The organism is Bacillus cabrialesii (genome assembly GCF_004124315.2).
GTDB classification, from domain to species: domain Bacteria; phylum Bacillota; class Bacilli; order Bacillales; family Bacillaceae; genus Bacillus; species Bacillus cabrialesii.
Window position 1 is genome coordinate 2,942,494 of record NZ_CP096889.1, and the last position, 15,290, is coordinate 2,957,783.

At 44.9% G+C, this 15,290-nt stretch carries 15 protein-coding genes and 1 other annotated feature; of the genes, 6 read left to right on the forward strand and 9 right to left on the reverse strand.

Going from position 1 to position 15,290, the window contains the following annotated elements; translation table 11 throughout:
* Window positions 1-148: 148 nt before the first annotated feature.
* A complete protein-coding gene (gene hisJ / locus EFK13_RS15065; protein WP_129507910.1) occupies window positions 149-955 on the forward strand; it encodes a histidinol-phosphatase HisJ in 807 nt (268 codons plus the stop codon).
* On the opposite strand, the gene refZ is transcribed toward hisJ, so the two are convergent.
* Complete coding sequence (refZ, locus tag EFK13_RS15070; RefSeq protein WP_129507909.1) at window positions 952-1,575, reverse strand: transcriptional regulator RefZ; 624 nt, start codon at window positions 1,573-1,575, stop codon at window positions 952-954. The two genes, hisJ and refZ, sit on opposite strands and share 4 nt — an antisense overlap.
* A 126-nt stretch (window positions 1,576-1,701) precedes the next feature.
* Here refZ and EFK13_RS15075 point away from each other — a divergent pair, with 126 nt between their 5' ends.
* Complete coding sequence (locus tag EFK13_RS15075; RefSeq protein WP_129507908.1) at window positions 1,702-2,193, forward strand: GAF domain-containing protein; 492 nt, start codon at window positions 1,702-1,704, stop codon at window positions 2,191-2,193.
* 38 nt (window positions 2,194-2,231) lie between these two features.
* On the opposite strand, the gene EFK13_RS15080 is transcribed toward EFK13_RS15075, so the two are convergent.
* A complete protein-coding gene (locus tag EFK13_RS15080; RefSeq protein WP_129507907.1) occupies window positions 2,232-3,971 on the reverse strand; it encodes a diguanylate cyclase domain-containing protein in 1,740 nt (579 codons plus the stop codon).
* A 293-nt stretch (window positions 3,972-4,264) separates the two neighbouring features.
* Here EFK13_RS15080 and rpsD point away from each other — a divergent pair, with 293 nt between their 5' ends.
* Window positions 4,265-4,867, forward strand: a complete 603-nt coding sequence (gene rpsD / locus EFK13_RS15085) for a 30S ribosomal protein S4 (RefSeq protein WP_129507906.1) — start codon at window positions 4,265-4,267, stop codon at window positions 4,865-4,867.
* 21 nt (window positions 4,868-4,888) lie between these two features.
* Here rpsD and sr7p read toward each other — a convergent pair whose 3' ends face one another.
* The 3 genes from sr7p to acsA form a co-directional block, all read right to left on the reverse strand.
* On the reverse strand, window positions 4,889-5,017 hold the full coding sequence (gene sr7p, locus EFK13_RS21120; protein ID WP_283107556.1) for a small protein SR7P: 129 nt from the start codon (window positions 5,015-5,017) through the stop codon (window positions 4,889-4,891).
* A gap of 129 nt (window positions 5,018-5,146) precedes the next feature.
* A complete protein-coding gene (tyrS, locus tag EFK13_RS15090; protein WP_129507905.1) occupies window positions 5,147-6,415 on the reverse strand; it encodes a tyrosine--tRNA ligase in 1,269 nt (422 codons plus the stop codon).
* Window positions 6,416-6,464: 49 nt separating this feature from the next.
* Window positions 6,465-6,702 (reverse strand) — a binding site (T-box leader).
* Window positions 6,703-6,755: 53 nt separating this feature from the next.
* A complete protein-coding gene (gene acsA / locus EFK13_RS15095) occupies window positions 6,756-8,474 on the reverse strand; it encodes an acetate--CoA ligase (RefSeq protein WP_129507903.1) in 1,719 nt (572 codons plus the stop codon).
* A 159-nt stretch (window positions 8,475-8,633) separates the two neighbouring features.
* Here acsA and acuA point away from each other — a divergent pair, with 159 nt between their 5' ends.
* From acuA to EFK13_RS15110, 3 genes are read left to right on the forward strand one after another with little or no spacing between them, the layout of a single operon-like run.
* Entirely contained in the window at window positions 8,634-9,266 is a 633-nt protein-coding gene (gene acuA / locus EFK13_RS15100) for an acetoin utilization protein acetyltransferase AcuA (protein ID WP_064816660.1), read from the forward strand.
* A 26-nt stretch (window positions 9,267-9,292) separates the two neighbouring features.
* A complete protein-coding gene (locus tag EFK13_RS15105; protein ID WP_129507902.1) occupies window positions 9,293-9,937 on the forward strand; it encodes an acetoin utilization AcuB family protein in 645 nt (214 codons plus the stop codon).
* Window positions 9,934-11,100, forward strand: coding sequence for an acetoin utilization protein AcuC (locus EFK13_RS15110; RefSeq protein WP_129507901.1), 1,167 nt, complete (start codon window positions 9,934-9,936; stop codon window positions 11,098-11,100). The genes EFK13_RS15105 and EFK13_RS15110 overlap by 4 nt, the downstream gene beginning before the upstream one ends.
* 11 nt (window positions 11,101-11,111) lie before the next feature.
* Here EFK13_RS15110 and motS read toward each other — a convergent pair whose 3' ends face one another.
* From motS to EFK13_RS15130, 4 genes are all read right to left on the reverse strand, one after another.
* Window positions 11,112-11,831 (reverse strand): flagellar motor protein MotS, encoded by a 720-nt coding sequence (gene motS, locus EFK13_RS15115; protein ID WP_129507900.1) that lies wholly within the window; start codon window positions 11,829-11,831, stop codon window positions 11,112-11,114.
* The gene (motP, locus tag EFK13_RS15120) at window positions 11,821-12,639 is read right to left on the reverse strand and encodes a flagellar motor protein MotP (protein ID WP_129508055.1); all 819 of its coding nucleotides are present in this window, start codon (window positions 12,637-12,639) and stop codon (window positions 11,821-11,823) included. The genes motS and motP overlap by 11 nt, the downstream gene beginning before the upstream one ends.
* Window positions 12,640-12,702: 63 nt before the next feature.
* Window positions 12,703-13,707 carry a catabolite control protein A gene (ccpA, locus tag EFK13_RS15125; RefSeq protein WP_075747104.1) on the reverse strand — a complete coding sequence of 335 codons (1,005 nt, stop codon included), beginning with the start codon at window positions 13,705-13,707 and terminating at the stop codon, window positions 12,703-12,705.
* Window positions 13,708-13,982: 275 nt separating this feature from the next.
* Window positions 13,983-15,059 (reverse strand): bifunctional 3-deoxy-7-phosphoheptulonate synthase/chorismate mutase, encoded by a 1,077-nt coding sequence (locus EFK13_RS15130; protein WP_129507899.1) that lies wholly within the window; start codon window positions 15,057-15,059, stop codon window positions 13,983-13,985.
* Between the last annotated feature and the right edge of the window lie 231 nt (window positions 15,060-15,290).

Below are 15,290 nucleotides of genomic sequence, written 5' to 3' on the forward strand. Positions count from 1 at the left end.
TTCAGAAAGATTTCAGGATATGTATTGAGAAAAACTGTCGTTTTCATTGTTATTATGATACCATGTAACCAACATTTTTTGAGCAGAAATCAAAAACTTTTTGTGCAAAATCGGCAGGATTTGACTATTTTTTCACGGGGTGACGCCAATGCAAAAGCGAGACGGACATATTCACACACCATTTTGCCCTCACGGCTCAAATGACACACTCAGACAATATGCAGAAGAAGCCTTAAAAAAAGGCTTCGAATCGATTACGTTTACCGAACACGCCCCATTGCCTCCCTCTTTTACTGATCCCACGCCGCTGAAAGACAGCGCGATGGCGCAAGCCTCTTTGGAAAGCTATATCAATGAAATATCCCGGTTAAAAAAAGAATATCACGGACAGCTTACCATACGGACGGGGCTTGAGGTCGATTATATTGCTGAATTTGAAGATGAAATCAAATTATTTCTGGACACATACGGATCTTATTTAGATGACAGCATCCTATCCGTTCATTTTTTGCGCACAGGTTCTTCCTATGTATGCCTTGATTATGATGAGCATACCTTTAAAGAGCTGATTTCAGCCTGCGGAAGCATTGAAGCTGTGTACGAACAGTATTACCGCAGCATCTATTCTTCTATTGTAGCATCTCTCGGCGGCTATAAGCCAAAAAGAGTCGGTCACATCACACTCGTCCAAAAATTCATCAAACTGTTTCCATACAGCATGCCTGAACATATTCGCGGCCTCGTTTCTAAGTGCCTGAGTGCCATTGAAGAAAACGGGATGGAGCTCGACTTCAATACTTCCGGCTTAAGAAAAACGTACGCAGGCGGCATTTACATCGAGGATTGGATGCTGAATGAAGCGAAGCAAAAGAAGATCCCGCTTGTGTTCGGGTCTGATGCCCATCAAGCGGGAGATGTCGGATACGCGTATGAGGCGTTTTTGGAGCGCTGCTAATTGATAAGCGCCACGTCTCCTGTCCGGAAGACGCTCTTGATCCAAATTTTGATTTCTTCAAAATACATTTTATAAAAGTACGGCTCGTGCGGCTGCATGTAGAGCACTTCTGAAATATATTGAGGCTGGAGATAGGGCATCATTAAGAGAGATTTTAATTGGAGGATAAAATGAGGCAGCGGCAGCGTTAAATGTTCACGCTGTTTTTCTCCTTCCTCAATGATCAGCTGGAAGATATACTTTTCCTTCATTAGATATGTCGACATAATTTCCCTGTTTAATGTGGAGTCAATCGTGACTTCCCGGTAGACAAAACGAGTTAATTGACGATGATTATGCTGATAGGATAAAATATCGAAAACCAATTGGAGAAGCTGTTCCTGCGTGCTTTGAGAAGAGACATTGCCTGCCGCTGTTTCAAGCGTTTTGCTGTAGCCTTCGTAAAACTCTGAAACTAAGTGTTCCATCAAACCTCCTTTGCCTTTAAAATAGTAGGAGATGTGCGCAACATTTACATCAGCTGACTTTGCGATTTCACGGACAGACGTGCCAGAAAATCCTTTTTGGTTAAAGAGCATGACAGCAGATTCAATAATTTTGTCTTTGGTGCTTACTTTCATACGGCTCACTCCTTCCTCTTGATAGTATTCAAGCGGAAGGCCGCTGTTCCTGTAAGAACTTATCGACAAATGCCGGCAGAAAAGCCGGAACTTTGTTTTATATTATAGAAAAAGTGAGGGTTTTCCATGTTCCATGTCGAAAAACAATCTGGAGATAAAGAAAAAGACTATCAGCTTCTGCTAAAACAGCTCGAAGCCATGACCGAAGACGAAACAGACCAAATTGCAAACTATGCAAATGCCTCAGCTCTCCTTTATCATTCTTTGCCTGAAGTCAACTGGGCGGGTTTTTATTTTGCCAAAGAAGAGGACGGACAGCTTGTGTTAGGGCCGTTCCAAGGTCTGCCGGCATGTGTTCGGATTCCTTTCGGCAGAGGCGTTTGCGGCACAGCATATGCAAACGGAAAAGTGGAGCGTGTTGAGGACGTTCATGCGTTTCCGGGACACATCGCCTGCGATGCAGCATCTCAATCAGAAATTGTGCTTCCGATTCATGTAGGCGGAAAAGTTGTCGGCGTCTTAGACATCGACAGCCCAGTGAAAAACCGTTTCGACGAAATCGACGAACAGTATTTATCACAGTTTGCCGAAACGCTTGAAAAAGCGTTAGCGAAGTAATAGAAAAACCCAAAACAATTCTCTGTTTTGGGTTTTTTTCATTCTATTGACTCGTGAATCACTAAGCGGTTTTTTCCGTTTCGCTTCGCGCTGTAGAGCGCTTCATCAGCCTCATGCACAAGCTCTTTCAGGGACTTTCTTGTTTCTGCCGACCAGCAGGAGATACCGCATGAAATGGTCACCGCGGGTTTCGTGTTTTTTCTGACCGCATAAACCAGTCTCTCAGTAATCCGTTTTCCCACCGCAACCGTCACATTCGGCAAATAAATCGCCAGCTCCTCGCCTCCCCACCGGGCGCCGACATCATGCTTTCGGATGTTGCTTTTAATCACCGAAGCGACTTGAATTAAAATCTCGTCTCCAGTCTGATGGCCGTACGTATCATTTACATTCTTGAAATTATCAATATCAACAAGAATAAAGACACCTTTTTGGTTAATTTTCATACTGTATTGAATTTTTTCATCTAAATACACTCGAGAATACAGCTCAGTCAGCTGATCTGTTATCACGAGATGCTCAAGTCGGTCGCGAAGCATTGAGTTGGTCACAGCAAGCGTTGCGTGATGAATCAGCGCCTGAAACAGCTTGTACATTTCAAATGTAAAAGCGTACATTTCCCGTTTCAATAAAATGGCAAACCCTAAAAGTTCGTCGTTTTCAATCATTGGAACCGCCATCAGTGAGCCGTAGCCGGCCTTTCCGAACACAGACTGGCCATTTCCAATGAAAATCCCTTTTTCACCTTCATCCAGCTTTTCTTTTATTTCGTTAAAGAAATCAGATGACTTCGCTTCTTTAAAGAACGCTGTGCTTCCGGGAAGCAATGCTTGGTTTTCAAAATGGTCTATATGAAAAAAACCGACTTCTTCCGCTTGAAACGATTCGGCCATTCTCACAGCCAGGTCATTCATCGTATCCTCCAACGTCAGACGCTGATTCAGGCGGCGTGACGTTTCATTGATCAATTCCAAATTTGCAATGCTTGTTTTGGATTGTTCATAGAGCTGGGCATTTTCAAACGCTTTTCCCGCCGCGTTTGCTATCAGTGACATTTCATCAAGGTAGGCATCAGTAAGAAAACTGTCACCCGTTCCCTCAGCCTTCAACACACCGTATGTTCCCTGCTGGCCTTTTATCGGAATATAGGCGGCAGATTCATTTTTCCGTAAAATATCCCCGGACAAATACACTTTTAACGCAAAGGAATCCGATTTTTCCCCTTCCATATACAACTCTTTTGCAGGAACGCCTAAACATTGATCTTGATCGTGCGATATAAATAAAGAAAACTCAAACAGAGAAAACGTGCGGGTTAAGCTTTCTAAAAGCTGCTTCAGCACCTCTGTCTGGTCAAGCAGTGAATGGAACAGCTCTGTCATTTTGTATATCTTTTTTTGATAGATCGTTTTGATATAGAGTCTTTCCTGTTTCATTGACTGGTTTAAAAATGATGAAACCACGTCCGGAAGCCTTTCAGGAATCGCTCCATCCTGCCTGCATGTAAGATGAAAGCGCCTGCCTGATCCGTCCTCAATCATATAAAATGAAGCGTCTATTTTCGAAGCAGAAAAACGCACTTCATCATCTGCCAGTTTTGCCGCAGAGTCAGATGGTGCCGGTGCAAGCGAAACACTAAGGGATGAAAAATAGGTTTGAATAGCCGAAGTCAGCCATATTAAAGAGTCGGTGAATGTGACTTTTTCAGATTTGGTTAATAAAAAATCGAGCATATGATAATGGAAGGCGGATAATTGATCTTTTGTTTGTTCTACCATGTTTTTATCACCTAAAAGTTTACCACTAATTTTTGTTTATTATATCATAAACAGCGAAGCAATAATGGAGGAATGGTTGACTTCAAAACAAATAAATTATATAATGACCTTTGTGTGAAATATTGCAGCCTTTTTGTTCAGCTTCTATGTTTTCATTTTGTTCCTTATCCATAAGGTGTATCGTGTAACTCTCTGCTGCTGGAGCGAGGATACATGAAAACAAAATGTACATGGTCGAATAGAGCAGACGGTTTTTATTTTCCACAAAATAAAACCAAAGGAGGAGTCACATTATGGCTCGCTATACAGGTCCATCTTGGAAACTGTCCCGCCGTCTAGGAATCTCTCTTAGCGGTACAGGAAAAGAATTAGAAAAACGCCCTTACGCTCCAGGTCCACACGGCCCAGGACAACGTAAAAAATTATCAGAATACGGTTTGCAATTGCAAGAAAAGCAAAAGCTTCGTCACATGTACGGTGTAAACGAACGCCAATTCCGCACTTTGTTTGACAAAGCTGGCAAACTAGCTGGTAAACACGGTGAAAACTTCATGATTCTTTTAGATTCTCGTCTTGATAACGTTGTGTACAAGCTAGGTTTAGCACGTACTCGCCGTCAAGCTCGCCAATTGGTTAACCACGGTCACATTCTTGTAGACGGAAGCCGCGTTGACATTCCGTCTTACCTAGTAAAACCTGGTCAAACAATCGGTGTTCGCGAAAAATCAAGAAACCTTTCTATCGTTAAGGAATCTGTAGAAGTGAACAACTTCGTTCCTGAATACCTTACTTTCGACGCTGAAAAGCTTGAAGGTACTTTCACTCGTCTTCCTGAGCGTTCTGAACTTGCTCCGGAAATTAACGAAGCGCTTATCGTTGAGTTCTACTCTCGTTAATCGTTTAAAAAACCCCTGCCGCTATGCGGTCGGGGTTTTTTTATCGTCTGATTCGTCTTCTTCCTCTAGCCGGCCAACACTTTCTAGCGCCTGCTGCTCCCAATAATCCCGCTGCAATCTTTCTTTCGCAATCGTACACATGAGATTCACGGTGAGCGCTCCTTTCTTTTAAAGGGTGGTGATTGGTCGTGTTTGCCCTATCTAATATACTCTTTTCCTGTCATTCCTATGCGATAAACAAAAAAAGATCCTTTGCCTTAGCGGCAAAGGATCTTTTTCTTATTTATACGTTACAAGGAAGTATTTTTTCTTCCCGCGGCGCAGGACAGTAAATTGGCCTTCGATACGGTCTTCAGACGATAGGATATGGTTCACTTCCGTCTGGCGTTCGCCGTTAATGTAAACAGCCCCGTTTTGAATGTCTTCACGCGCTTGGCGTTTAGAAGGAGATAATTTAGATTGCACCAATACATCGACTAGTGAAAGCTCTTGGCTGCTGTCAGCTTCCATAGAAGGGACATCTTTAAAGCCGACTTTTACGTCTTGGGCGGAAAGCTCTTTAATATTGCCGCTGAACAACGCTTGAGAGATGTTGATGGCTTGCTCCAGCGCCTCGCGTCCGTGAACGAGTGCTGTCACTTCTTCTGCCAGGCGTTTTTGCGCTTCACGCTTTTCAGGCGCCGTTTCTGTTTTTTCAGCGTACGCTTCAATTTCCTCTTTTGATAGGAAGGTAAAGTATTTCAAGTATTTGATAACGTCACGGTCATCTGTGTTGATCCAGAATTGGTAGAATTCATATGGCGATGTTTTTTCCTTATCAAGCCAGATCGCGCCGCCTTCCGTTTTGCCAAACTTCGTGCCGTCTGCTTTTGTGACAAGCGGAATCGTAAGGCCGAACGCTTTTGCTCCTTCTTCTTCTGATTTTCTGATCAGTTCAAGGCCGGCCGTGATGTTACCCCACTGATCGCTTCCGCCGATTTGCAGCTTACAGTTTTTGTCTCTGTAAAGATTTAAGAAATCATACGATTGAAGAATCATGTAGCTGAATTCCGTGTATGAAATGCCTGATTCAATTCTTGAGCTGACGGTGTCTTTTGCCAGCATGTAATTGATGCCGAAGTTTTTGCCGACATCACGAAGGAAGTCGATCACATTCATTTTGCCGATCCAGTCAAAGTTGTTCGCGATGACAGCAGGGTTTTCTGCTGCGTCAAAATCTAGAAATCTGGACAGCTGGTTTTTGATTTTTTGGGACCATTCGGATACGATGTCAGCTGTGTTTAATGTACGCTCCGCTTTTTTTCCGCTCGGATCGCCGATAAGGCCCGTCGCGCCGCCCACAAGTGCAATCGGATGATGCCCCGCAAGCTGGAAACGGCGAAGTGTTAAAATGGGCAGCAGGTGTCCGATATGCAAGCTGTCTGCTGTTGGATCAAAGCCTGAGTACAGGCGGATTTTTTCTTCATTCAGCTGTTTATTCAATCCTTCTTCATCTGTCATTTGCTGAATCAATCCGCGGAAGGATAAATCTTCAAGTAAGTTTGTCATGAGATAAGGCTCCTTTTTTATTAAAATAAAAAACGCCCCTTCGTTTACACGAAGGGACGATTGATTATCGCGGTACCACCCTACTAATAAGAGAACGCAAAACATTCGTCTTATCACTTTGCCTGATAACGGATCAGGTCCGTTCTTTCACTACTGAAAGCCTCGCCGGCTTTGTTTGCAAAAGCGGTTCATGAGTGTATTCGATATATCCGTCTGTACTGATTTTCACCGGCCATCAGCTCTCTGGAACGTAAGGATATTCTACTTGTCTCAATCTTTACCTTTTCATATGAAGCTATATCATTTTTAACATAAATAAAATCCCGTGTCAACGTTCCTTCTAATCCTCCATCGTGGACAGATCCCCAGCCGGCAGATCGAGCTCCCACGCCTTCAGCACGCGTCTCATGATCTTGCCGCTCCGGGTTTTCGGAAGCTTATCTTTAAATTCAATCTCACGCGGAGCCGCATGGGCTGCGAGACCCTGCTTCACAAAGAGGCGGATCTCTTCTTTCAGTTTATCGGACGGCTCAAATCCTTCTCTCAGTGCGATAAAGGCTTTAATGATTTCTCCCCGCACCGGATCAGGCTTTCCGATTACGCCTGCTTCCGCAATGGCGGGATGTTCGACAAGCTTGCTTTCCACTTCAAATGGGCCGACGCGCTCACCGGAGGTCATGATGACGTCATCAACTCTGCCTTGGAACCAGAAATACCCATCATCATCCATGTAAGCAGAATCACCAGACACATACCAGCCGCCCGGCATGAAATACGATTCGTACTTTTCAGGGTTATTCCAAATGGTATGCATCATGGAAGGCCAGCCCTTTTTAATGGCGAGATTGCCCATTCGGAACGGCGGAAGCTCGTTGCCTTGATTGTCAACGATTGCCGCTTCTACTCCGGGAATCGGCTTGCCCATTGAGCCAGGTTTAATGTCCATGCAAGGATAGTTGCAGATGAGCTGGCTGCCCGTTTCTGTCATCCACCATGTATCATGGATTCGTTTGTTAAAGACTTTATGTCCCCATCTGATGACTTCCGGGTTTAACGGCTCACCGACACTGAGCACGTGCCGGAGTGAAGTGAGATCATATTTCGCAGCCATCTCATCTCCCGCCCCCATCAGCATTCGAAACGCGGTCGGCGCGCTGTACCAGACGTTGACGCCAAGCTGCTCAATCGTTCCATACCAGCTTTCCGGGCTGAAACGGCCGCCGACGATGACATTTGTCGCTCCGTTCAGCCACGGTGCAAAAATGCCGTATACCGTACCTGTCACCCAGCCCGGATCAGCTGTGCACCAGTAAATGTCTTCTTCTTTTAAATCAAGAACCCACTTTCCTGTCTGATATTGCTGAATCATCGCTTCATGGACATGAAGCACACCCTTTGGCGTTCCAGTGGAACCTGATGTATAGTGAAGCAGATAGCCGTCTTTTTTATCCATCCATTCGATATCCAGTCTTGTGCTCTCCTGTTTTGCCGCTTCATCATAATTGATGATGTTTGTGCCGCTTTCAGCCTCTCCGCCGACTACGAATATATGCTGCAGGTGAGGCAGTTTGTCAGCCGGTATTCTCTCCAGCAGCTCAGGCGTCGTGACAACAACCTTTGCCTCGCTGTTTTCAAGCCGGTCCTTCACCGCTCCCTCCATAAACGCTTCAAACAGCGGCCCGGCGATGGCGCCAATTTTAATGGCGCCAAGCATAATAAAATAAAGCTCGGGTGATCTCGGCATAAAAATAAAAACGCGGTCCCCTTTTTCCACATTTCCATACCGTTTCAGCACATTGCCGGCTCTGTTTGATTCTTCCTTCATTTCTTTAAATGTGTATTTTTCATCCCGGTTTGCGTCTTTATAATAAAGCGCTACTTTGTTTTTTCGAAACGATTCGGCATGGCGGTCAATCGCTTCATACGCCGCATTCAGTTTCCCCGTCTCATGCCAGGAGAAATGTTTCTCTGCCTCGGCCCAATCAAAAAGCCGGTACGTTTCTTCATAATTTTTTAAATGATGATCCCCTTCCACTGCTGGCAACGCTTTCAAATTCATGCCCAAACATCCCCCTTTGCTGAAGTTGTCACATTTATTATAGTATATATTCATATTCTTCTCAATTTTTAAAATATAAACCATATTGAAAACGCTTTATAATTTGTTATTCTTAAAGGAGACATGTATTTTTATAAGAATTGATGGGACGGTGGATCAGTGGAACATCATAAAACATACCATTCAGCAAACATCAAAACAGCAACCGGCTCCTTACTGATAGAAGGGCCTGTCTCTCCAGAAGATTTGGCAGGGTACGAGTTTCATAACGATTTAACCGCGTTTCGCCCGCCCCGCGAGCAGCACGAAGCGCTGGTCGACATTGCCGGCCTTCCCGAGGGGCGCATTATCATCGCCCGTGACGGCCGAACCATTATCGGCTATGTGACGTATTTATATCCAGACCCGCTCGAAAGATGGTCTGAAGGAAATATGGAGGATTTGCTTGAGCTTGGGGCCATCGAAGTGGCGCCAGCCTATCGGGGATGTTCTGTCGGCAAGACGCTTCTGACCGTCAGCATGATGGATGAGCAAATGGAAAACTACATCGTGATGACGACGGAATATTACTGGCATTGGGATTTAAAAGGGATGAAAAAAGATGTATGGGAATACAGAAAGCTCATGGAAAAGATGATGAATGCAGGCGGATTGGTCTGGTTTGCGACGGATGAGCCGGAGATCAGCTCCCATCCTGCAAACTGTCTGATGGCGCGCATCGGGAAAAACGTCAGCCAAGAATCAATTGAACAATTTGACAGGCTCCGTTTTTATCATCGTTTTATGTATTAACTGACACTGACAAAGGGGAAAAAATAATGATTGTTGACCAAATCATGAAAAGGGACGTCATTACATTAACGAAGACGGATACGCTTGAAACAGCCATATGCAAACTGAAGGAATTCCATATCAGGCATCTGCCTGTCGTAGATGAAGACCACCGTGTGATCGGCATGATTACAGACAGAGACATAAAACAAGCCAGCCCGAGTATTTTCGAAGAAAGCAAACGAAGCCGATTCCTCACACGAAGCGTGGATTCAATTATGAAAAAAGATGTCGTCTGCGCCCACCCGCTTGATTTTGTCGAAGAAATATCTGCCGTGTTCTACGAGCATGGCATCGGCTGTCTTCCAGTGGTGCAGCATCAAAAATTAATAGGCATTTTGACAAAAACCGATTTACTGCGGACATTTGTCAAATTGACAGGCGCTGACCAGCCGGGATCGCAAATCGAAATAAAAGTAAACGACATTACCAAAAGCCTCGCGGAGATCAGCAGTCTTTGCCAAGACCTCCAAGTGAAAATATTGAGCGTGCTTGTCTATCCGCATGATGATCCAGGTGTAAAAGTGCTTGTCTTCCGTGTAAAAACGATGAACCCGCTGCCGTTTTTGCAGGCATTGCAAAGAAATCGTCACCACGTCGTATGGCCGTCTGAGCAAAGGGATCTGCTATGAGAGACAGTGTATTTATCTATTCTCCATCATATCAAACCTATATGTTTCATCAGGAACATCCATTTAATCAGCAGCGGGTTCTGCTAACATACGATTTACTCAAGACGATCAATGCTTTTGATGATGGAGACATTGTCAGTCCCAGACTCGCGGAAGAAGAAGAGCTTGCCCTTGTCCACACGGACGATTACATTCAGGCGGTCAAGCTTGCGGGCGCCGGAAAGCTTCCCGCTGCAGAAGGAGAAAGCTACGGCCTCGGCACAGAAGATACACCTGTCTTTGCCGGCATGCACGAAGCGGCATCACTTTTAGTCGGCGGCACTTTAACGGCCGCAGATTTGGTGATGTCAGGACAAGCTCTGCATGCGGCCAACCTTGGAGGAGGCCTTCATCACGGCTTTCGGGGGAGAGCTTCAGGGTTTTGCATATACAATGACAGTGCCGTGGCGATTCAATATATCCAGAAAAAATACAGAGCCAGGGTGCTTTATATTGATACAGACGCCCACCACGGGGACGGTGTGCAATTCACGTTTTACGATAATCCCGGCGTCTGCACACTGTCCATACATGAAACAGGAAGATATTTATTCCCCGGAACCGGCCAGATTCAGGAAAAAGGCAGCGGAAAAGGGTATGGCTATTCCTTTAATATCCCGCTTGACGCCTTTACTGAGGATGATTCTTTTCTCGAGGCCTACCAAGCAGCAGCTTCCGAAGTCGCCGCTTATTTTCAGCCGGATGTCATTATCAGCCAAAACGGCGCCGATGCCCATTACTATGACCCGCTTACACATTTATCTGCAACAATCAAGATATACGAAGAAATCCCCCGGCTCGCACACACTTTAGCGCATCAATATTGCGGCGGAAGATGGATTGCTGTCGGAGGCGGCGGATATGATATTTGGCGTGTCGTGCCTCGCGCCTGGGCCAGAATATGGCTTGAAATGAAGGGAATTGATCCGGGAGACAATATCCCGCCGGAATGGATCGCTAAATGGCAAAAACAATGCCCCGTCACCCTTCCGTCCAGCTGGAGTGATCCAGCCGATTTATATCCTCCGATTCCCCGCAAGCCTGAAATTACAGAAAAAAATGCCCAAACCGTCAGCAAAGCATTATACGCGATACGATCTGAGCAGCAGCAAAGAACAAAGTAAAAAAACGACCTTCACGAAGAGGTCGTTTTTGATTTTTTGATGACGATTTCCACACGCCGGTTTTCCTTCATGTGTTCATTTGTCTTGTTATCCTTTACAGGCTTTGTATCCGCATACCCGACAGCGATAAAGCGCTTCGAGGGAAGTTTCTCTTTTGATGTGAAGTATTGGATAACTCCGCTTGCCCGTGCTGCTGACAGCTCCCAGTTAGACGGGTATCGGTATGTCGAAATATTTCGGCTGTCTGTATGGCCTTCGACTTGAATGTCATTTGGAATGGTTTGAAGAAGCACGGCGATTTGGTGAAGAAGTGTTTCAGCATTTTTCAGCACCTTTGCCTCACCTGAATCAAACAGCACCGCCTCCTGCAGAACGAGCACGACACCGCGCTCATCCCGTTTGGCTGTCATTTGGGCCTTTAAATGGTTGTCTTTTATATATGTATTTACTTTCTTGAGCAGCTGATCCTGCTGATCCTCTCGCTTCTTCGCATCTACTGACTTTTTTTCTACGGACGTTTGGTCCGGCTGGAGACCCCCGCCTTCCTTTTGGATCGAGTCGACTGCCGCTTTGAATTTTTGCAGATCGATTTGGGACATGGAAAAAAGTAAAATAAAGAACACAAGGATCAAGGTGATCAAATCTGTGAAGGTGACCATCCAGTTCGATGAAGATTGGCTGTTTTTCCCGCTTCCATTCCTTCTTTCAAAACGTTCTCTTCTAAGCTTCATGTACAGATCCCTTTTTTACTTTTGCTTGATTTGGCTGTTTTCTCCATTCTTCCCGTGAGCTGAAAACGACGAGCTGGCTTTCGAGATTACGCGGGTTTTTTCCGGATTGAATTCCGATAATCCCCTCCACCATTACCTGCTTGATGAAGATCTCACTTTCCGTTTTTTCTTCGAGCTTTGCCGCAATCGGGTTGAACACCATGTTTGCCAGCAATGAACCGTATAAGGTCGTCAGAAGCGCAACGGCCATATTCGGTCCAAGCATATGCGGATCATTTAAGTTTTTGAGCATCAGCACGAGCCCGACGAGCGTTCCGATCATTCCCCATGCCGGAGCAAATTCTCCCGCTTTTTCAAAAACACGCCGCCCTTTGCGGTGCCGTTCTTCCATTGCTGCGATTTCTGAGTCCATGACGAGCCGAATCGTTTCCTCATCCCAGCCGTCAACTGCTAAAAGCAGTCCTTTTTTCAGGAATGGATCTTTGATTTCCCGAGCCTGATCATCCAATGATAAAAGCCCGTGTTTTCGCGCATGATCGGAAAGAGAGACAAAGGTTTTCACGAGCTCTTTCACATTGTCTTCCTGGCGGATAAATGCCTGCTTTAACACAGCGGGCGCTTTTTTCAGCTCTCTCGGCGGAAAACTGATAAAAACAGCGGCGCAAAGCCCCCCTGTTACGATGAAGAAAGAGGTCAGATCAAGAAAAGAGCGGAAACCGCTGACTCCCGACCCCGAGATAATCCCGATAACAATAATAATCGTTCCTAACACAAAACCAACAGGTGTAAGATAATCAAAACGTTTCATCATTTCTCCCCATGAAAAAAGCAAGAATTCACCTTAGAGGTGAAGCTTGCTCTCTTGTTTTTCTTATGACTTGGTTGACTTTCTTAGCTCTATACGGTGCGGCAGTTCGACGATATGCTCTTCAACCGGCTCTTTATTCATGAGCTTCGTCAGCAATCTCATCGCAACGGCGCCAATATCATATGTCGGCTGAACAACCGTTGAAAGCTGCGGACGAACCATGAGGCTTAATCTCGTATTGTCAAAGCCGATAATCTCCAGGTCCTCAGGGATGGACAGGCCTTGGTCCTGAGCCGCATGGATAATGCCGAGTGCCATTTCATCAGTTGCAGAAAGAATGGCTGTCGGTTTTTTGTCAAGGCTCATCAGATGCTGCAGCGCTTCAAGTCCGGAATCATATGTGTAATCCCCTTCAGCGACAAATTGTTCATTAAACGGAAGGTTCGCTTCTTCAAGCGCACGTTTGTAGCCTTGCAGTTTTTTTGAACGGTTGATCGGTTCTGTCATGGGACCGGATACGAATGCGATGTCTGTATGTCCTTTATCAACCAACAGCTTCACTGCATCATAAATCGCCTGTTCGTAATCGATCGCGACTGACGGTGTTTCCTCCTGCTCTTCTACAGAAGCGGCAAGCACAATCGGCACTGGGGAACGCTTAAATTCCGCAACATGCTCGTCCGTAATGTTTCCGCCCATAAACACGATGCCGTCCACTTGTTTGCCGAGCATTGTGTTTAACAGGTGCAGCTCTTTTTCCATGTTTTGGTCAGAGTTGCTCAAAATAATGTTGTATTTATACATTGTCGCGATATCTTCTATCCCGCGCGCAAGCTCTGAATAGAAAATGCTTGAGATATCGGGAATAATGACACCTACAGTTGTTGTTTTTTTGCTTGCCAGGCCTCTTGCCACCGCGTTTGGCCGGTAGCCGAGACGGTCAATGGCTTCCAAGACTTTTTTCCGCGTTGTCGGTTTTACATTCGGGTTGCCGTTCACGACACGGGAAACGGTTGCCATGCTTACATTAGCTTCTCTCGCTACGTCGTAGATCGTAATATTGCTCATCCTAAAACCACTCCTTTTACTGGATACACTTATCCTTATCTATAGCATAAACACTTTATGTAGAGAAATGTCATAATGTCCGAATTTATGTCGTTTATGATTTGTAAGCGTAAGTCAGTAGTGTACATTATTTTTCATTATTCATCAAATTTAAATACTTCTCATGAAATTATACACGTTTTTATAGATGATGAAAACGTATACTTGGATTTTATAACTAAATAAACAAGAAAGCATAAAAAAAGGCCGCAGACGCGGCCTTTAGTATTGTTCGATTAAGCGTTGACTTTCACCATTGGTTTCAGTTCATTCAGCCATTTTTCGAATTCAGGAATCGCCATTTGCTGAGCAGAGTCAGAAAGTGCGACTGACGGATCAGGATGAACCTCAGCCATTACGCCGTCTGCACCGATCGCTAAAGCGGCTTTAGCTGTCGGAAGCAAGAGGTCGCGGCGGCCAGTTGAATGCGTAACATCAACAAAGACAGGCAAATGCGTTTCTTGTTTCAAAATTGGCACAGCAGAAATATCCAGCGTGTTTCTTGTTGCTGTTTCGTATGTTCTGATACCGCGCTCACAAAGGATAATTTGGTCGTTTCCTTGTGACATGATGTATTCAGCAGCATTGATGAATTCAGAGATCGTTGCAGCAAGTCCGCGCTTCAGAAGCACTGGCTTTTTCACTGCGCCGGCAGCTTTCAGCAATTCGAAGTTTTGCATGTTGCGCGCTCCGATTTGAATGACATCAATGTAATCCAATGCTTCTTCGATATGAGCCGGAGTTACGATTTCACTGATCACCGCCAGATCATATTCGTCCGCTACACGCTTTAAAATTTGAAGCCCTTCAACACCAAGCCCTTGGAAATCGTATGGGCTCGTACGAGGCTTAAAGGCTCCCCCGCGCAAAATTTTAATTCCTTGTTTTTTCGCAGCTGCAGCGACTTCAGCCACCTGCTCGTAGCTCTCTACCGCACATGGGCCGACAATGAATCTTTGCTGGCCGTCTCCGACTTTTTCACCTTTGATGTCTACAATTGTATCTTCAGGTTTTTTCTTACGGGAGACAAGCAGCGCTTTGCTGTGATCTTCTTCCTGAAGCTCTAAACCGGCTTTGAATATCTCTTTAAAAATGTGCTGGATGGTAGAATTTTCGAACGGCCCGTCATTGTTCTCAATGATATTGTTTAACATTGTGCGTTCTCTGACAGGATCAAATCGGTTGACACCTTGTGCTTCCTTCGCTTTACCGATCTCTTTTACAACATTTCCGCGTTCGTTGATTAATTTCAAAATTTGTAGGTTTAATTCGTCTGCTTTCTGCCTTAAAAGCTCTAACTCTGTGTTGCTCATTTTATTCATCCTTTCCCTGCACATTCATTTTTTTATTTTGTAGTTATCATGCATCTTACTATAAGTAATTCCAAATGGAAATACTGAAATACAAAAAATTTTATAAAAACTCTACTTTATTACCCAAACGCTTTTAAGTGATAAAGTAATCTATGAAGCTATCCTACATGATGTGAAGGCAATGTTCAAGGGTTTTTTCAAAAAAAAAGCGCCAGAATGTATCTGGACGCT